Source organism: Planctobacterium sp. AWM4_229, assembly GCF_056160305.1.
The window spans coordinates 481667-500338 of record NZ_JBSWWX010000003.1; the positions used below are offsets into that span (position 1 = coordinate 481667).

18 protein-coding genes, 2 tRNA genes and 2 pseudogenes are annotated in these 18672 nt (G+C 44.1%); 18 read left to right on the forward strand and 4 right to left on the reverse strand.

All coding sequences use genetic code 11. The features are described 5' to 3' along the window. Positions 1-21: 21 nt before the first annotated feature. Positions 22-300, reverse strand: a complete 279-nt coding sequence (locus ACXAGP_RS08670; RefSeq protein ID WP_475260798.1) for a glutaredoxin family protein — start codon at positions 298-300, stop codon at positions 22-24. Positions 301-489: 189 nt separating this feature from the next. Here ACXAGP_RS08670 and ACXAGP_RS08675 point away from each other — a divergent pair, with 189 nt between their 5' ends. The 6 genes from ACXAGP_RS08675 to ACXAGP_RS08700 all read left to right on the forward strand — a co-directional run bounded on the left by ACXAGP_RS08675 (position 490) and on the right by ACXAGP_RS08700 (position 7013). Next, the gene (locus tag ACXAGP_RS08675) at positions 490-696 is read left to right on the forward strand and encodes a dodecin (RefSeq protein WP_475260799.1); all 207 of its coding nucleotides are present in this window, start codon (positions 490-492) and stop codon (positions 694-696) included. A gap of 106 nt (positions 697-802) precedes the next feature. Beyond that, positions 803-1222 (forward strand): CBS domain-containing protein, encoded by a 420-nt coding sequence (locus ACXAGP_RS08680; RefSeq protein ID WP_475260800.1) that lies wholly within the window; start codon positions 803-805, stop codon positions 1220-1222. Positions 1223-1304: 82 nt separating this feature from the next. Then, the gene (gene hrpA, locus ACXAGP_RS08685) at positions 1305-5177 is read left to right on the forward strand and encodes an ATP-dependent RNA helicase HrpA (protein WP_475260801.1); all 3873 of its coding nucleotides are present in this window, start codon (positions 1305-1307) and stop codon (positions 5175-5177) included. 172 nt (positions 5178-5349) lie between these two features. After that, positions 5350-5649, forward strand: coding sequence for a PilZ domain-containing protein (locus ACXAGP_RS08690; RefSeq protein ID WP_475260802.1), 300 nt, complete (start codon positions 5350-5352; stop codon positions 5647-5649). Positions 5650-5742: 93 nt separating this feature from the next. Beyond that, positions 5743-6018: an acylphosphatase gene (locus ACXAGP_RS08695; protein WP_475260803.1), complete on the forward strand. Its 276-nt coding sequence runs from the start codon at positions 5743-5745 to the stop codon at positions 6016-6018. Between the two features lie 26 nt (positions 6019-6044). After that, positions 6045-7013, forward strand: a complete 969-nt coding sequence (locus ACXAGP_RS08700; RefSeq protein ID WP_475260805.1) for an NAD(P)H-quinone oxidoreductase — start codon at positions 6045-6047, stop codon at positions 7011-7013. Between the two features lie 19 nt (positions 7014-7032). Here ACXAGP_RS08700 and rnhA read toward each other — a convergent pair whose 3' ends face one another. Further along, entirely contained in the window at positions 7033-7509 is a 477-nt protein-coding gene (gene rnhA / locus ACXAGP_RS08705) for a ribonuclease HI (RefSeq protein ID WP_475260806.1), read from the reverse strand. A gap of 146 nt (positions 7510-7655) precedes the next feature. Here rnhA and dnaQ point away from each other — a divergent pair, with 146 nt between their 5' ends. The 4 genes from dnaQ (at position 7656) to ACXAGP_RS08725 (ending at position 10263) form a co-directional block, all read left to right on the forward strand. Continuing rightward, positions 7656-8363 carry a DNA polymerase III subunit epsilon gene (gene dnaQ, locus ACXAGP_RS08710; protein ID WP_475260807.1) on the forward strand — a complete coding sequence of 236 codons (708 nt, stop codon included), beginning with the start codon at positions 7656-7658 and terminating at the stop codon, positions 8361-8363. After that, complete coding sequence (locus tag ACXAGP_RS08715) at positions 8363-9835, forward strand: TIGR03503 family protein (RefSeq protein WP_475260808.1); 1473 nt, start codon at positions 8363-8365, stop codon at positions 9833-9835. The genes dnaQ and ACXAGP_RS08715 overlap by 1 nt, the downstream gene beginning before the upstream one ends. 243 nt (positions 9836-10078) lie before the next feature. Then, positions 10079-10155 (forward strand) — tRNA-Asp (locus ACXAGP_RS08720). A gap of 31 nt (positions 10156-10186) precedes the next feature. Further along, positions 10187-10263, forward strand: a tRNA-Asp gene (locus ACXAGP_RS08725). A 355-nt stretch (positions 10264-10618) separates the two neighbouring features. Here ACXAGP_RS08725 and ACXAGP_RS08730 read toward each other — a convergent pair. Next, positions 10619-10912, reverse strand: a pseudogene (locus ACXAGP_RS08730) (hypothetical protein); the annotation flags it as partial. A 187-nt stretch (positions 10913-11099) separates the two neighbouring features. Next, positions 11100-12155, reverse strand: a pseudogene (locus tag ACXAGP_RS08735) (transposase). Positions 12156-12576: 421 nt separating this feature from the next. Between ACXAGP_RS08735 and ACXAGP_RS08740 the strand changes: the two are divergent. From ACXAGP_RS08740 to prc, 8 genes are all read left to right on the forward strand, one after another. Beyond that, complete coding sequence (locus ACXAGP_RS08740) at positions 12577-13014, forward strand: nuclear transport factor 2 family protein (protein ID WP_475260809.1); 438 nt, start codon at positions 12577-12579, stop codon at positions 13012-13014. 262 nt (positions 13015-13276) lie between these two features. Next, positions 13277-13852 carry a hypothetical protein gene (locus ACXAGP_RS08745; protein ID WP_475260810.1) on the forward strand — a complete coding sequence of 192 codons (576 nt, stop codon included), beginning with the start codon at positions 13277-13279 and terminating at the stop codon, positions 13850-13852. A 114-nt stretch (positions 13853-13966) separates the two neighbouring features. Beyond that, positions 13967-14221, forward strand: coding sequence for a DUF3862 domain-containing protein (locus ACXAGP_RS08750; RefSeq protein WP_475260811.1), 255 nt, complete (start codon positions 13967-13969; stop codon positions 14219-14221). 11 nt (positions 14222-14232) lie between these two features. Continuing rightward, positions 14233-14907 (forward strand): SIMPL domain-containing protein, encoded by a 675-nt coding sequence (locus tag ACXAGP_RS08755; protein WP_475260812.1) that lies wholly within the window; start codon positions 14233-14235, stop codon positions 14905-14907. Between the two features lie 209 nt (positions 14908-15116). Continuing rightward, positions 15117-15581, forward strand: coding sequence for a GAF domain-containing protein (locus ACXAGP_RS08760; RefSeq protein ID WP_475260813.1), 465 nt, complete (start codon positions 15117-15119; stop codon positions 15579-15581). Further along, positions 15578-15859, forward strand: a complete 282-nt coding sequence (locus ACXAGP_RS08765) for a hypothetical protein (RefSeq protein WP_338292418.1) — start codon at positions 15578-15580, stop codon at positions 15857-15859. Before ACXAGP_RS08760 ends, ACXAGP_RS08765 begins: the two co-directional genes overlap by 4 nt. A gap of 30 nt (positions 15860-15889) precedes the next feature. Continuing rightward, positions 15890-16546 carry an RNA chaperone ProQ gene (gene proQ, locus ACXAGP_RS08770; RefSeq protein WP_475260814.1) on the forward strand — a complete coding sequence of 219 codons (657 nt, stop codon included), beginning with the start codon at positions 15890-15892 and terminating at the stop codon, positions 16544-16546. A 4-nt stretch (positions 16547-16550) separates the two neighbouring features. Beyond that, entirely contained in the window at positions 16551-18587 is a 2037-nt protein-coding gene (gene prc, locus ACXAGP_RS08775; RefSeq protein WP_475260815.1) for a carboxy terminal-processing peptidase, read from the forward strand. Positions 18588-18672: the final 85 nt, after the last annotated feature.

The window sequence follows — 18672 nt, forward strand, 5'->3', positions numbered from 1 at the left end:
ATACAGCGCAACCACAAAGCCTCAATTTTGCCCGGCAGCATAGTGCTTTTTAAGGTACTCAATGATGTCTAGTGATTCATACATCCATTCAGGTGCTGTGTTGGGCTTGTTGGATTCGATGCGCAAGCAGGGCACGGTTTTTCTGCCACCGCCGTTAATGAGTTCTTTCATATACACCTGCTTTTGATGAATATTGCGCAGTTCAATTTCTAATCCCAAGCGCTGCAGTTGTTTGAGTACCATACGGCAGTAGGGACAAGCACTGGAATAATATAAGCTAAGGTGATTGATTCTGCGCAAAGCTAAAGCTGGCTGTTTTTTTCTTTTGAAACTGGAAAGTTTAAACAAAGGGCTATTCCATTGGTGACAAGTGCAAGGATAGAACGGAATAAAGTGCAAATAATTTCAAGCTCTAATACTGGTGTAATCGCTGTGCTGTTCTAGAGTTAAGCATATCTAATGCTTTTAAATCTTAACGGAGGAATGGACATGAGTGACCATACTTATAAATTGATAGAGTTAACAGGATCATCGCCAAAAGGCATTCAAGCAGCAATAGAGAATGCCATTGCGAAAGCCAGTGAATCTTTGCACAGTCTACGCTGGTTTGAAGTGACAGATACCAGGGGGCAGATAGTGGATGGCAAAGTTGCCCACTGGCAAGTGAGTATCAAAGTGGGCTTTACACTGGACTAAATTGTAAAAATATTTGTTATTAGACGAAAAGTAGCGCTATCTTTAACAATAGAGGGAGATATCCCAGCTCCAATGCACTAAAAGTCCACATAATTAAGGAGGCAGAATGGAGTCATTACAGGTTTGCGATTATATGAGCCAACGCCCTGTTACATTTACCACTGAAATGCCAGTTGCTGAAGCGGTGGAAAAACTATTGCACAGCCATCAAACTGGGGGTCCGGTTGTCAACGAAAGAAAACAATTAGTGGGCTTTTTATCAGAGCAGGATTGCCTGCGTCAAATGATCGAATCCAGTTATTACCGAGAGCAAGTAGCCCGCGTAAAAGACATCATGGTGAAAGATGTTTTGTCGGTAAAACCCTATACTTCTGTGTTGGAAGTGGCTCAGAAAATGATTGCAGAGAAACCCAAGGTTTACCCCGTGGTTGACGATGATGGCGTCCTCAAAGGCAGCATCAGTCGTGCTCAGGTACTTAATGCCATCGATATCCAGCTTCAGGATGGTTATAAAAACGCCGGCTAAAGGCTGGCGCGCCATAAAACACTGGTAAACAAAGGCGCAATTTTCTAGGATCTGTTGCACTAATCGCGACAGGTTTTAGATTTTGCCCAAAGTTCAGTCTCTTCAATATTTACAAAGCCAGATATCTCAATGCCGAATCAGTGAACAGCACGGCTTACGCAAAAAAGCCGAGCGTATCGCTGGCCGGGGAACTGGTGAAGTTGATGTCCCTGACAATCTGTTAAGTTCTATCATCAATAGCCAAAACCAGGTGTCACAGCGACGTGAAAATCTGCCTGAGCTAAAGTATCCGGATTTACCCGTCTCTCAGCAAAAGCAAGAAATTTTGGAGGCGCTTGCTAGCCATCAGGTGGTTATTGTTGCCGGTGAGACCGGGTCGGGCAAAACCACTCAGTTGCCTAAGATCTGCCTTGAAGCTGGTTTGGGCTGCAAAGGACTAATTGGTCATACTCAACCCCGTCGTCTTGCAGCGCGCAGTGTCGCTAGCCGAATTGCCGAAGAACTAGATTCCGGCATTGGTGAAGCTGTAGGCTTTAAAATTCGTTTTACCGACCAGACTTCCGAACACTCCTATATCAAATTGATGACTGACGGTATTTTATTGGCGGAAATACAAGAAGATCGTTATCTCAACCAATACGAAGTGCTTATCATTGATGAAGCTCATGAGCGTAGCTTGAACATCGATTTTATCTTGGGTTATTTAAAAGCGTTGCTACCCAAGCGTCCTGATCTAAAGGTCATCATTACCTCGGCAACCATTGATCCTGAGCGATTCTCAAAGCATTTTAATGATGCACCTATGATTTTGGTAGAAGGGCGAACCTATCCTGTTGAAGTCCGCTATCGCCCGTTAATGGGGGAAGACAACCAAACGAAAGACCAACTTGAGGGAATTCTGGAAGCCGTCAATGAGTTACAACGGGAGGCCCCCGGCGATATTCTGGTTTTTCTCAGCGGGGAGCGAGAAATAAGAGATACCGCTGAATACCTCGGTAACGCGAAATTGCGACACACTGAAATTGTGCCTTTGTATGCGCGCTTATCCGCTTCTGAACAAAATCGCATTTTCCAATCCCATTCTGGCAGGCGAATTGTATTGGCCACAAACGTTGCCGAAACCAGTCTGACAGTGCCGGGAATACGCTATGTTATTGATACCGGAACTGCGCGCATTTCCCGTTATAGCTCTCGCAGTAAGGTACAGCGATTACCTATCGAACCTGTATCGCAAGCCAGCGCTAATCAGCGCGCGGGACGATGCGGTCGAGTGGCTGAGGGTATTTGTATTCGCCTCTATGACGAGGACGACTATCTGCGCAGACCTGAGTTTACCGATCCGGAAATACTGCGCACTAATCTTGCTTCAGTTATTTTGCAATTAACGGCATTACGCTTGGGCGATATTGAAGGCTTTCCCTTTGTGCAGCCACCTCAATCCAGGGACATTACCGCTGGCGTAAAAATGCTGGAGGAATTACAAGCTGTAAGTCGAGGCAAACGCAATATCTTGCGACTAACGCCGATTGGACGCGCCATGGCAAGATTGCCTGTGGATCCCAGATACTCTCGGATGTTAGTGGAGGCAGACAAATTAGATGCCCTTAACGAAGTGATGATTATCGTCGCAGGCTTGTCTATTCAAGACCCCAGAGAAAGACCTGCAGAATTCAAACAAAAAGCCGATGAGTTACATAGTCAGTGGCACGACAAAGAATCTGAGTTTATTGCCTATTTGAACCTCTGGCGCGGCTTTAAAGAGCAACAAAAATTGTTGTCGGGTAATCAGTTGCGCAAATGGTGTAAAGAGCAGATGCTCAATTATCTGCGCTTGCGAGAGTGGCAAGATATTGTCAGCCAATTAAAGCAGGCATTTTCTTCCCTTGGTTGGGGAATTCGCAATAGCAATGCCGAATACGATGGCATACATCGCGCTTTGGTGCCGGGCTTGCTGTCTAATGCCGGTTTTATGGAGCAGAATAAAGAATATCTTGGGACCCGGAACAATAAGTTTATGGTGTTTCCTGGCTCTGCGCTTTATAAAAAGCCACCCAAGTGGTTGATTGCCGCCGAACTGGTGGAAACCAGTAAGCTGTTTGCGCGCACTATTGCAAAGGTGGAGCCTAAATGGCTAGAAGAAGCCGGCAAGCACCTGTGTAAATATCGCTATGCAGAGCCCTTTTGGAGTAAGAAAGCGGGGGCGGTTAAGGCCAAAGAATCGGCTTCGATGTTAGGACTACCCGTGGTGAATCAGCGCACGGTGTTGTACAGCAAAATCGACCCTGTGGTGTGTCGACAATTGTTTATCGCTGAAGCGCTGGTGAATGGCGAAACCAAACTCAATCAAGCCTTCTTGAAAGCTAATTTAGAAAAAATAGCCGAAGTGGAGAGCATGGAAGAGAAAATTCGTCGCCGAGATTTACTGGTAGACGAACAGTTGCTGGTGGATTTTTACGATGAAAAGCTGCCCGATGACGTTTGCACGGAAGTGGATTTTAAAAAATGGTGGCAGAAACAAAACAAGGCTGAACAAAAACGCTGGTTTATCAGCAAAGACTTTTTACTCAAAAATGATGCCTCACAAGCTTCGGAAGTACACTTTCCAGAACAATGGCGTAGTGGCAATTTGGTATTGCCGTTGCTTTATAGTTTCGATCCGGGGGCAGCAGATGATGGTGTGAGTTTGAAGATCCCATTACCCTTGCTTAACCAGGTCAGTGATGAAAACTGTGATTGGTTGGTTCCGGGGTTAAGAGAGGAACTTGCCACTACCATGATCAAATGGCTACCTAAACAGTGGCGTCGTAATTTTGTGCCGGCACCTGACTACGCCAAAGCCGCGGTTAATGCCCTGGAGAACGATGGTGAATCTTTCGTCAAAGCCTTCACTAAAAAGTTAATTAAAATGAGTGGTGTAGTCTTGCCTGACGACATCTGGCAGGAATTAACCTTGCCAGAGCATTTGCTATTCAATTTTAAACTGTATGACGAAAACGATCAGTTTTTGGGTGAGTCTCGTGATCTTCACGTTTTAAAAAACAAGTTTAAAAAACATTTAAAACAAACGTTGCAAGCAGTTGCCACTCCAGAACTGGAAAAACAAAATCTGGATTCCTGGGACTTTGACGATCTGCCGCAGCAGTGGACAAACAACGATGCCGCCTGGACTGTGAAGGCTTATCCGGCTTTGGTAAAAGATGGCAATAAAGTGCATTTGAAACTGTTTGACGATGCCATTAAAGCAGAGTTATCTCATCTTATCGGCCTGCGCCAATTGCTCATCAAACAGTTACCTTCACCTATCAAGTATTTACAGGAACGCTTGCCTAATAAATCTAAGCTGGGATTGTACTTTAACCCGTTTGGTCAGATTCGGGCGCTGATCGGTGACTGTATTGACGCGGTGGTTGACGCTGAAATTAGTCAAAGTAATTTGAATTTACGCAGTGCCACAGGATTTGAAGCCTTGTGTAAACAACTAGCTGGCGAGCTCAATGACAAAGTGCTGGCGGTGGCGATTCAGGTGGAAAAAGGACTGACTACTGCCCACGGTATTAGCAAGAAGTTAAAAGGTAAAACGCCTCTGAACATGATCAATGCTTATGCCGATGTGAAATCCCATTTGAATGCCTTGGTTTATCCAGGCTTTGTTGCTGATATTGGCGTGCAACGTTTAAAGGACTGGAACCGTTATGTGGAGGGGTTGGCAAAGCGTTTGGAAAAAATACCAGTAGATCCCATCCGAGACAGAGCACAGCAGCTTCAAATCGAAAAAGTGCAAGATAGATTTGCTTCTGTGTTACAGAAATATCCGCATGAAAGCACAATTCCAGTTGAGTTACTGGAAGTCCGCTGGCAAATGGAGGAACTAAGGATTTCCTTGTTTGCTCAGCAGTTGGGAACAAGTATACCTATTTCGTCTAAGAGAATTGAAAACTATTTAGACAAGTTCTAGTTTTTCAGATGCAGTTAACAGTAAATTTACATAGAATGAATTTCGGGTCGTAAAGACCTGAGTGGGTTAAACTTTACCGTGCAAGCTGCGCAGCAAAGCTCAATGCGCTCGAATGGGAATGACTTCCCACATAATAATAAGTCGATGTTTCAACTAGCCAAGAGGTAACGCAATGCTGGGATACGACGACAAACGCGCTTTCTTTCGGATGATGATGAATTCACCCTGCACATTATTAGTTAATGATGCCGGGACGATGCAAAAGTTATCCGCTACTTGCCGTGATATCAGTGCTACTGGAATGTCTTTTGAAGTTCCACAAGCTCTTGTGATTGGCTCCGAAATGGAAGTCAATATCGAATCAACAAGCTCTCAAATTTCTTCACTGTGTGCCATTGTAAAAGTGGTTCGCCAGTTTGAAGAAGGTGAAAGCAACTATGTGGTTGGCACAGAAGTCGTACAAATGATGTAGTTAGCGCTGCATCAACAGTTTCTTCTGTCTATATCTGATTTTTGTCGCGCAATGCGGCAAGGTTTTCTTTTCCCAAAAAACAGGATAGTTTGTGTGGCTGCAATTATTAAAAAGGCGATAGTAAAGGGCAGGGTACAAGGCGTTTTTTATCGTGCCAGTACTCGTGAAAAAGCCTTATCCCTGGAACTCTGCGGTTATGCGAGAAACCTCTCTGATGGCTCTGTAGAGGTGTTAGCTCAGGGGGAAGGTGACAAAGTAGATGAGCTAATGCAGTGGCTGTGGACTGGCTCACCGGCATCTGATGTTAGTACTGTGACATTTCTGGAAGCGGTCGAAGAACCTGGTTTTACCTCTTTTACTACTGCTTAGACATTAAGCAGCCGGATAGCAGACAAATGCAATTTGTTAATCATACAGAAAACCAAGATGAATGTTTTATGGCTGAGTGTACACCACCACTGCCAGGTAATAATGAAGTGCTGGTGGCTGTCGCAGCTTTTGGTATCAATCGCGCTGATTTACTGCAGAAACAAGGCAAATATCCACCACCAGGTGGCGCCAGCGACATTCTGGGGATGGAGGTCTCCGGCGTTATTGAATCTGTCGGACAAGGTGTTGACCCGGCACTTATTGGCAAGAGGGTTTGTGCCATGGTGACCGGAGGCGGTTATGCACAGTTTGTTTGTGTACCTTATGACCACTTGTTGCCTGTACCCTCAATGATGGACACCGTCACTGCTGCGGCGTTACCGGAAGTGTTTCTTACTGCCTATCAGGCCCTGTTTTCAATTGCCAATCTACAGCCCCAGCAAAAGGTCTTGATACACGCTGGTGCCAGTGGTGTTGGCACGGCTGCCATTCAATTAGCGCAACACTCTGGCGCAGGGGTTGCGGTGACGGCTTCCAGTCAAGCTAAGTTACAGCAATGTGAGGCTTTGGGAGCGCAATTGGCAATAAACTATCAAACACAAGATTTTGCTGAAGCGTTAAAGTCAGCAAAGTTCTTTCCAGACGTGATCATTGATTTTGTTGGGGAAGGGCATCTGCAAAAAAATCTTCAGATCATTGCACTTGATGGCAAAATTGTGCAACTGGCGATGTTGGGTGGACGATTTGTGACTCAAATGGATATGGCTAAAGTGTTGGCTAAAAGGGTAACGCTTTTTGCCAGCACGCTACGCAATCGCAGTGATGAATACAAAGCACAACTGGTGAATGAGTTCACCAGAGACTTTGGCGCCGCGTTAGAAAGCGGCGCTGTAAAGCCTTTGGTTGATACGGTGTTTGCGGTGCCCGAGATTAATATCGCCCATCAACGCATGGCAAAAAACGATAATATCGGTAAATTTGTTGTTAAATGGTAATGACAGTACGAGTTAAAAGTCAGTTGACCTGAGCCAAATAACCCTCGTCGGTGCGGCTACTATCGTTTTCTGCAGCTGTTCTCGCCAACTCGTCACATCGCTCGTTTTCAGGATGCCCTGAGTGTCCCTTCACCCAGTGCCATTGAATATCATGAGGTTGACAGGCTGCATCAAGGCGTTGCCACAAGTCTTTGTTTTTCACAGGTTGCTTGTTTGCGGTTTTCCAGCCTTTAGCCTTCCAGCCTTTTAACCAGGACATTATGCCTTGTCTGACATACTGACTGTCTGTTGTGAGATCAATTTGGCATCCGGTTTTCAGTGTTTCCAGTGCAATTATTGCTGCAAGTAGCTCCATGCGATTATTGGTAGTAAGCTCAAAACCTTGGGACAATTCCTTGCGTTGCTTTTTGTAAATGAGTATTGAGCCATAGCCGCCGGGGCCGGGGTTGCCCAAACAGGAACCATCAGTGTAAATAGTGACGTGTTTTTTGGTCATTAGTTTCTTAGATTTTATCTTTTTACCGATCTTAACCCGAATGGCGGATAGCTTCAGCTTTAAATGCACAGGTATCACTTGATTTCTGGTTGTGGGTTGTTGTTAGATCAAGGTAATAGATAATTTGTTTAAAGACGGAAATATTAATGCGTCAAATCGTGCTGGATACCGAAACGACGGGTATCGACCCAAAACAAGGCCATAAAATTATTGAGATTGGTTGCGTTGAACTGGTAAACCGCCGGCTTACCGGCAACCATTATCACGTTTACCTCAACCCTGAAAGAGAAGTAGAGCAAGAAGCAATTGACGTACATGGTATCACCAACGAATTTCTGGAGGATAAACCCTTATTTTCCCAGGTTGTTGATGAGTTCTTAGATTATGTTGCCGGCGCGCAATTGGTTATCCACAACGCGCCATTTGACGTTGGTTTCTTAAACCACGAACTGTCACTGTTACCAAATCACAGAAAAACCCGTGTTGACGAAATCTGTACCGTGCTGGATACCTTAGCACTGGCGAGAAAAATGCATCCAGGGCAGAAGAATAACTTGGATATTCTGTGTAGACGTTACGGTATCGATAATTCTCATCGGGAATTACACGGTGCATTATTAGATTCGGAGATTCTGGCCGACGTTTATTTGCAAATGACGGGTGGACAAACGCGCTTTAATCTCTCGGGCAACGAAAAAAATGAAGGAGAAGATACTGGTATTCGACGTTTGTCGATGAATAGGAAACCATTAAAGATTGTGCGTGCTTCAGCCGATGAATTAAAGCAACACGAAGAACGACTTGATATTGTCGAAAAAGAGGGTGGGAAATGCCTCTGGAGAAATGTGCATTGATGAAACGATGTGTCGTAGCTTTATTTTTGATTTGCCTCAGTGCTATGCCTGTTTTGGCACAGCAGGGTATTAACACGTCTGAACAAAATCAAAGTGACGATAAAAGCCCGCTAGTTGAGTTGGGCAATGATTATTACAACGGCATAAAGTTACTGCAAAATCGTTTCCGAATTGACTACAAAGTGGAAGAGATCACCATGATTTTCTTTCGCGAATTTGGCTCAACTCCCGTAGTGTTGGTACAGCCTGACGGTAGTAAGATATTTCAGAATCAGGCTGATGATATGGGGATTGATTGGTTTGATTCTCAAACCTACGATATGATCCGCATCCGAAATCCCATGCCTGGTCCATGGCAGGCTGTCGGTCAAATCCTGCCAGACAGCCGGGTCATGGTGATCAGTGACATCCAACTGGAAACCAGACCGTTAGCGCCCATCATCTTCTCTGGTGAAATAATTAAACAAACTGCCTTCCTGACCAATGGCGGCCAGCCCATCGACTACAACGAATTTCGCGATGTCGTGCAACTCACCATGGAATTTAAAAGTACCAACAATCCTAACTATGCCAACTTCGGTGCCCAAACGGAATTGATTGCCACCTTTCAGGATGATGGTAAAGGTTTGGATGAACGCCCATTAGATGGCACCTTTACCGGACAGTTTAATTTGCGTATTGCCTCTGGGGAGTGGACGCCGATATTTACCATTGTCACCCCTATGTTTACCCGGCAGAAAGTGGGTGAAGACATTCGACTTCTGGATAATCCTATCAGTATTGATGTTGAACTGGACGAAGAGGGCGACGGATTCCATCTGCTGCAAGTGGATGCCGACCGCACAACGGTAGACATGTCTAGTTTGTTGGTCGACGGAAAAGTCAGGTTTCCCAATGGCGATGTACAGAACTTCTCAATAACTGACATTACTGACAAGGTACGTACCTACGAGATTGTCAATTTCGAGTATGGTGTATTCAGGGTCAAATTGACGGCATATGGCAATACCGTCGATGGAAGAGACTTTATCCTGGATGTGCCGGAATATACCTTCGTCTTCGAAGAGCCGTTGCTTGAAACTACACTTGATGACTTAAGCGCCTTACCCGGCGATGCTCAATCGGCAGAAGCTTTGGCGTTGCAAGAATTGGAGAGGCTTAAAGCTGCACCAGTTGAAGATGAGGGCATGCCACGCTCGCAACTCATCGGTATTGTGGTGGGGATAAACCTATTTATTGTAGTTGTCGGTGTGTTCTTGCTGTGGTTTTTCCTGGTAAGAGGTAAAAAGCCTGTAGCAAGCTCCCCTCAAGTTGAAGCTGACCAGGAAAAAGAATCTTTGATGGTCAAGCTTGTCGCTTTTTTTAAAGGCCTCATGCCGAAAAAGAAAACTGATGATGGCGATGGCAAAAAATTACGGTCGCCAGACGATGCAGGTGATTCAGGTATCATAGAATTATCGATGCCCGAGTAGTGGCGGTTTATTGAGCAATGTTTGTTGTATTTTTTGTCACTGAACAGAAACAAAACTGTAATCGTTTAAATAACAAGCTGTTAAACGAAATTACCAAATAAATTTAAAAAAAGCGGTTGACTCGATATACCTGAACCCGTATCATCTGCGCCGCGGTTGAGACAACGGATTCGGAAAAACGAATAAGTTGTTGAAAGTAAAAAGATTTATTAAATTTATTACAAGTTTATTAAGTCTGGATGCGGAGTGGTAGTTCAGTTGGTTAGAATACCGGCCTGTCACGCCGGGGGTCGCGGGTTCGAGTCCCGTCCACTCCGCCAATTTACTTTCAGCTCAACTTCAAATTATCGCGGAGTGGTAGTTCAGTTGGTTAGAATACCGGCCTGTCACGCCGGGGGTCGCGGGTTCGAGTCCCGTCCACTCCGCCACTAATTTGAAAGCACATAAGCCACCTCAGGGTGGTTTTTTTGTTTCTATACTTGCCTTACGAGGGACGAGAACACGCGAAGCGGGTCGACAAAAATGTACGGAACATTTTTGAACGTGCTTTAGCGCGGCCCCGAAGGGGCGAAGTACAGGATGTACGGAGTAATCCCGTCCACTCCGCCACTAATTTGAAAGCACATAAGCCACCTCAGGGTGGTTTTTTTGTTTCTGGCGTTTATCCTCAAGCCTATTCATTACCTGTCTTGGAACAGGTTTCCACCTTATACAGCCCATTCTGAATTTTAGTTGCAGTTCGTTCTGTCCTCTTCAAAAAACTATCATTTTAATAAATGAGTAAAGTGGTGTTCCCTTACACAGCTGATGCCAACGTCGAATCACTTCTTCAGTATCCCAACTATCTGATAACTCTTTGTGTATATGTAATACCAGATGGGTGTGATTGCTCATCACCGCATAGGCGCAGATATCAATGGCAAAAACCTGAGACAGGAAATGAATACGGTCTTCAACCCACTTGCGTCGATGCTCATAACTCATCCCTGTGTGTTTATCCTCCCCACACAAGAAAGCTCGCCGCACACAGCGGGATGAACTAAAAAGGACATCCACCTTAAAAATGGTGTGCACCAGTTAACGTGATTTTGTTTTTGGTTTGCTGATAACGGAGCTTAAGGGCTAAAAAGCGCCTTTTTGATTCAGGTTTTGCTTTTTGGTGAGGTGTGTTTATTTATCTAAGGTGCAAAAGGTTGGGGGAAGGCCATGACCAGGGCTTACCTTTCGATAATCTTGCTAAAAACGATTTGCTTGATGGTGATTGTCAGCCAAATAGCCGGATAGCTGTACTTTTGTCCTTAAGTCGTTTTAATTTGTGCCTGTGTCGATATGCCTCAAGATAGGGCTCACTGCCAGCAGCATGATGAAAACAGGTCTCAAATTGCGTAGTAAGTTCCTGCCATTGCTCAGGTTTGAGGTTGAGGCGTTCCAATATTGCAGGTGTTGATTCTGCAATAGCGCCGCGTTTATCAGGCAAGATGGCTCTGCCCGTGATATCTACCAGCTCCAGATAATCGGATAAATGAAAAGGTAAGCCATGGGGCATCTCCTCTTTGATATTTCCGGCAAAAGGTAAGAGGTACTTGGGTGTTTTACCTGTTTTGGCTGAATTGATGCGGTACTGAATACTTGTATGGTCGGACTGTTCTGGTGTTTTAGCCATTCCTGCCCGGACGGGATTTAAATCTACATAGGCCATACAGGCGGTTAACGCAGCTTCATCTAATAGTGCCTGAGATTTGAATCTGCCTTCCCACAAATTTTTCAGGAAAAAATTTGAACAGCTTCAGCTGGCCCGAAGGGTGAGCGCCAGGGATGGCGGCGAGTAAAAGCGCCCGGTGCACTTATCTTCCTTGTTTGCTTCTCTGGCAATGTATTCATTCAGGCAACGCATAAACCAGCTAATATCCGTTAATCGATGTCGCCAGATAGTCGTGGTTTCTTCAACGGCGATAAGTTGAGATTCATACATCTGCTTTCGTTGTTGTGGATTCAGGTATTGTCGGCTCAACAGTGTTCCCTTACACAGCTGATGCCAGCGTCGAATCACTTCTTCAGTATCCCAACTATCTGATAACTCTTTGTGTATATGTAATACCAGATGGGTGTGATTGCTCATGACCGCATAGGCGCAGACATCAATGGCAAAAATCTGGGACAGGAAATGAATACGGTCTTCAACCCACTGGCGACGATGCTCATAATTCATCCCAGTCTGTTTATCCTCCCCACACAAGAAAGCTCGCCGCACACAGCGGGAAACACAGTGATAATAGGGGGTATCTTCAATACTGATTTGTGCCTTCCTGGCTTTTGGCATGTGGACTCTTCCTGAGCAAGATTAATTGATCTTCTATTTTTCACAAATCAGTGAGTTTGGAAACTGTACTGAAGTACAGTTGTGATGGCTGTCCCGATTAGTTCCCCGATTAGTTCCCTTCCTGAGCAAGATTAATTGAGCTTCTATTTTTTTCACGAATCAGTGAGTTTAAAAACAGTACTGAAGTACAGTTTTGATGGCTGTCCTAATAGTTAATAGTTACTTTGTTTGTTCATATTTCATTATCTTTACTCACTGATACCTAAAAAATCATTCGCTCGTAAAGAGACGAATCATCTTCCATCCCATTTTTTTTCCAAAATTATAATTCCGGATAACGAAATTATAGCTTCGGATTTTAATCTTTCTTTGTGCCGGGCAAGTTAATTCTGTCCGTAACATTTATCAATCAGGAGAGAGTATGAGATTGTCAAAGTTTAATTCACTATGGTCCTTGACAGGAGCACTAACTTTTATTTTGGTCTTGCAGAGCTCGGCGTTTGCCCAGACGAAATCAACGAGCATTGCTGACATTACTACTACAATACAGTTTTATTTCGATGGGACTCAGTATGGTGAACCGGAATTGGTGTCAAAAGCTTTTGCCGAGACTTTATTCGTACAATGGATTGATGCTGATGGAAACTTCCGATCTCGAGATGCGAGTTCTTACATAGAGCGCATTGAAAAGGGCAGACAAATCGCCAGGTATGGTAAAATTGTGTCTTTAGATGTCACAGATAATGCTGCCAGTGCAAAGGTTGAAATTTCTTTTGGGCAAAAACTTTATACAGATTATCTTCTGCTTTTAAAAATTGATGGAGTTTGGAAGATTACCAATAAAATAGCCACTTTCTGAAGCAACCATCAAAAGAGGTAGGTCAAGCTCAAACGCTGGAGGCCAAGATCTCCAGTTTTTGATGTTCTTAGTCCGTCAATAAAATCTGAAGGTGCGGGTGAGGAAAAGCTGCATCTGTCTGTTATACTGTTGCTCCGCAGTAAATCATAAAAAGAAAAATATGCTTATTGGCCAAAAGTTTATCTTTATTCATTATCCTCGCACGGGCGGTACCTCAGTTCGAAATCATTTATCCCGTTTATTCCCGGATAATTACCTCCCAATGTCTGACCCTCGATTGAGCCGTGATCAACAAGTGAACTTGATGCATCAATCATTAGTGGTTTGCCATCAATACGCCAGGCAAAGTGGTATTAATCCCTCGTTATTGCCCACACTTGTGTGTATTCGCAACCCTTACAGTTTGATGTTATCCGAGTATATGTACCTTAAACAAAAATGGGGTAAGAAAATAAAAGATCTGGATAAAACGTTTTCCGGGTATCTGAATACGCTGGCAAAAAAAGTAACGGCAGAAAAGAAGCTGCGATGGAAAGAAAGCCATTACGGTCGTTATCAGGACTTCTTGTGCATCAACGGCAACGTTCCTGCCAATTTAACGATTGCACGCTATGAGACGCTGGAAGAAGACGTAAATCGTTTCATTGCTGAAAAACTCGGGGTATCAGACAGTAAAGCTAAACTCCCTCATAAAAATGCCAGCCGTCATGGCAAGGTGGCAGCCTATTACACTGAAAAAGATGAGCAACTTGTTTACGACATGTGGCAAAACGTTTTTGATAACGGCCTTTATGAGCGCTATGACGGCTTGGAAACCGATAACAAATCCTCGTCTTAATTAGATTATCGCCTTTTGAAGAAGTGTGAGAGTTGGTCGAGCCAAGTTCAACATTGAAGTTAGACATAGATAAAATACTGGTTTACTGTTTAAGTTTTTACACGAGGCAACAAAATGAAAAAGCTATTTGTTATTTTGGGGGCGGGGTTATTGTTAACCGCGTGCTCAAAGTTAACTAAAGAAAACTACGAATTACTGGAAATGGGCATGTCACAAGAAGAAGTGCAGGCGGTAATCGGTACACCCGATAATTGCTCGGAAACCTTGGGAACTAAATCTTGTATATGGGGTAGCGAAGAAGGTAAGAACATCACAATCACCTTTATCGGTGATAACGCAACTACCTTCAGTAACGACGGATTACAGTAAAGATAATTGCCATGAAGTTGTTACATATTCTGATAGTTGTTTGGCTCGCTGTTTCTTGTTCAACTGCCAATGGGCAAAACATCATACAGGTGGTGGGCAGTGGCCAATTAAATGTACAACCGGACGGGCTTGAGTTTTCTATTCATATCAGAGAACGCGGTCCGTTGGTCAGCAAACTCTTTGCCTCTGCAAATCAGAAAACAACACTCATCGTCAATACATTGCAAAAACAAAAAGTAAAACCCAAGGACATTCAGACTATGCAAATGCGAGTGACTCCTTGGTTTGTTTACGAAAATCAAACCCGACAGCAAAGAGGGTTTGAATTGTCTCGTCATATTCAGGTGACAGTGCGCAATACTGAAAAAGTAGCAGTGCTCTTTGATGAAGTTTTTCGTATTGGTAACCTGGAAATTACTGATATCTCTCTATTGGTGTCGCAACAAGAAAATTACTATCGAGAAGCGCTGGTTAAGGCGTTGCATGATGCTAAGACAAAAGCCTATTTGATGGCTGCACAATTAGATGCCAAAGCGGGCAAAGTGGTTTCTTTAATAGAACTTACCAGTCAGAACGCCGCACCTGAAATGAGAACTATGATGAGAAGTTCTGGTGGCTCGGAAAGCTTTTTGCCCGGTGAAGTAACAGTGAGCGCACTGATAGAAGTACAGTTTGCTATAGATTAGTTTACTTCGATATATGGCTTTCTTGTTTTTGGCTTGAAGTCAGGCGATTATCCCCAATATCAGATCCCCGTTTTTAATTATGTGAATAAGCAAACTCATTACCTTTTATTATGAGTGTTAGCTTACGCATACGAATGCAAATCAAAATCTGTTTAAAATTAATAGAAAAGCGATTAGTTTAGCGTTCTATAGAATTACCAGGAAAAATTATGGCTAAAACAAAATCTCAATTGTACGACGAACTTGCGCAGGAAGTGGAAGCAATCCTGGCTGGCGAAACCGATATGATTGCCAATCTGGCAAATGTGGCCTCTTTGGTTTGGAATAAACTTCCTGCAGTAAATTGGGCTGGCTTTTACTTGTTAAAAGAAGACGAACTGGTACTTGGGCCATTTATGGGCAAACCAGCCTGTGTGCGAATTCCTGTGGGCAGAGGCGTATGTGGTGCCGCTGCAAAAACTCGATTTCCGCAATTGGTAGAAGATGTGCATCAGTTTGAAGGGCACATTGCTTGTGATGCGGCATCCAATTCAGAAATCGTTGTTCCGGTTTTGGTTAACGATGAGCTAATCGGCGTTTTGGATCTGGATAGTCCAGAGATTGCTCGCTTTGACAAAACCGATCTAGAGGGGCTGCAGCGAGTGGTTAAAAGCGTAGAGGCGGCACTGGCTTGAAAGAGTTCTTTGACATCCATGTCGTGCTAGCTACATCTGAAGATATGGATATCTTCGATGATGAGCAAGCAGAGGAGGCTGCGGAGCAGCTCAATACTATTTTGCACATGCTCTATGACAAAGCAGATGAAGACACCTCTGTTGAGAAATTAGAGAATATGGTGCAGCATGTTTGGGATAATTGGCGCGAAGATGGCGATTTATTGTCGATAGATCTGCAGGATTTAAGCGATTGGGTTGACCAATTGCTGGCAACTTGGGATGATGCGCACATCTAAACAATCAATAACAGAAGACATTCTCCATTAATGGATAATCCAGAAAAATTTTCTGACTCAAAACAAGTCATCCAATTTCTTTCCGATACTTTTCCCGCTTGCTTCACTGTTGAAGGTGATGCCAAGCCGCTAAAGATTGGTATTTTTCAAGATCTCGCAGAAGCACTAGCGGAAGAACCTCGTGTTAGTAAAACCCTGTTGCGTTCATCTTTGCGACATTACACCAACAGCTGGCGCTATTTGTATTCGATAAAGGCTGGTGCCGACCGCGTAGGTCTAGACGGTAGTGCGGATGCTAAGGTGGAGCAAGACCACGAAGAGCACGCCCAACAGCAGCTCAAAGAAAGTAAGCAGAAAGTCGCGGAGCGCAAAAAGGCAGAAGCGAAGGCTAAGCCACAAGACGGTGTAAAGAAAAATTACAAAAATAAAACAAAACCTGATAGCAAATCGGGTGCAGATAGGTCTAAGCTTAAGGAACGAAAAGCAACAGCGAATCGTCCTAAGCCAGAAAAGCTCACTGATTCTGATTTGGTCGCAGGTACAGAGGTTACTGTCAAGGTTGGCAAATCACCGATGCCAGGCACCATCTCCGAGGTAAGCAAAGATGGCATACAAGTGGTTTTAAACTCTGGTATGCAAATCAAAGTGCAACAGGACAACCTGAGACTCGCAGCGAAAAAAAGGTAGTTGTATGAAAAAATGTGTTCGTGTAACCGTGCTGTCAGCGATTATGGCAGCGATGATCCCCGGTGTATTGTCGGCCTCTGAAAATGCACCACAAGCTCTGCCAGAGTTGAATCCTGAAGGACAGCACAAGGTAGCAGCAAAACGAATTTCGGATCTGTTTACTCGGGCACATTATAAAGAGGTCTATCTCAACGACAGTACCTCAGAAAAGATATTCGAGCGTTATTTGCGTTCATTAGATGCCAACAAGTCAGTATTCCTCAAATCTGATATAGACCAAATGGTCGCTCACAAAGATGCCTTTGACGAAGCATTGTCAAAGGGGGATATGTCTGTTGCTTACGATATGTACGAGCTGAACCTGGAAAAACGCCTGGAGCGTTTTCAATTTGCGTTGACTCTGCTGGAAAAGCCCTTTGATTTTGAAAAAGAAGGCGACAAATACTTTTACGACAGAGAAGACGCCACCTGGCCTGCAAATAAAGCTGAACTTGATGAAATCTGGCGCCAACGCATTAAATACGATGCGTTGAATTTAAAATTGGCCGGGAAAAATCAAGACGAAATCAAAGAACTACTTACCAAGCGTTACGAGCGAGCGATTAAACGGTTACATCAAACCAAAAGTGAAGATGTTTTCCAGACGGTAATGAATGCCTTCGCTCGTAGTATTGAGGCACATACAAGTTATTTGTCACCGCGCAATGCAGAGCGTTTCCAGATGGAAATGAATCTCTCCTTTGAAGGCATTGGAGCAGTACTGCAACTTGAAGATGATTTTACGGTAATTCGCAGCATCGTACCCGGTGGTCCGGCAGATTTATCCAAGAAAATTAAGCCAGAAGACAAAATTGTCGGTGTAGCTCAAGAAGGTGAAGAGTTCATTGATGTTATCGGCTGGCGTCTTGATGAAGTGGTCGAATTGATTAAGGGCCCTAAAGGTACTGAAGTGCGTTTGCAGGTGGTGAAAGCGGCTGGTGATGTTGCAGCCCCTGAAGTGGTTCCCATTGTCAGAGATAAAATTAAACTTGAAGACCGTGCTGCGCAATCCAAAGTTTATGTACCTGAGTCTGGTATTCACCAAGGTAAGAAAGTAGGGGTGATTAGCATTCCCTCGTTTTACAACAACTTACATCAGGATGTTCGCAACGAGCTTGCAAACTTAGAAAAAGAAAATGTCGAAGCCGTTATCGTTGATTTGCGTGGCAATGGCGGTGGTTCGCTCACTGAAGCGACATTAGTATCTGGTTTGTTTATTGATGAAGGTCCAATAGTGCAAGTGCGCTACAGCACCGGAAAAGTCAGTGTTAATAGTGATACGGATGGTATTACATATTACGATGGACCACTCACCGTGATGGTTGACCGTTATAGTGCCTCAGCGTCGGAAATATTCGCAGCTGCAATGCAGGATTATGGGCGCGCATTAATTGTTGGTGAGCAAACCTTCGGTAAAGGCACCGTGCAGCAACACCGAGGTTTGGGCAGAATCTATGACTTTTACGATAACCCCCTTGGCAGCGTACAGTTTACCATCGCCAAATTCTATCGAATCAATGGCGGTAGTACGCAACACAAAGGTGTCGTGCCGGATATTCTTTTCCCATCGCCAATAGAGGCATCTGAGTGGGGCGAAAGCCAGGAAGACAATGCCTTACCTTGGGATAGTATCTCACGGGCGAAATACACCACGTTTGGTGAAACAAGCACTGCGGTAACTCAGGTGAACAGTCAATATAAAGAGCGCATCGCCAAAGATCCTGAATTTGCCTACATATTCAACGATATTGAGCGCTACAAAGAAAATAAAGATAAAAACTTTATCAGTATTGTGGAGTCTGAACGTAAAAAAGAAAAAGAAGAGCAAGAAGCTAAGCGATTAACGAGAGTGAACGAGCGTTTAGTTCGCATGGGCAAAGAAAAAATTGCGTCTCTGGATGATGTTCCGGAGGATATGGAAGAAATCGATCCGTACCTGGACGAAGCGGTAAATATTACGCTAGATGTGGTAAACACTGGTAAGTACGCGATAAATCGTTAAACTATTTCTGTTCCTAAAAAGGGTCGTTGAGACCCTTTTTTATTGGTTGCAAAAAAACGCGTACCCGGTGAAGATTGCAAATTAA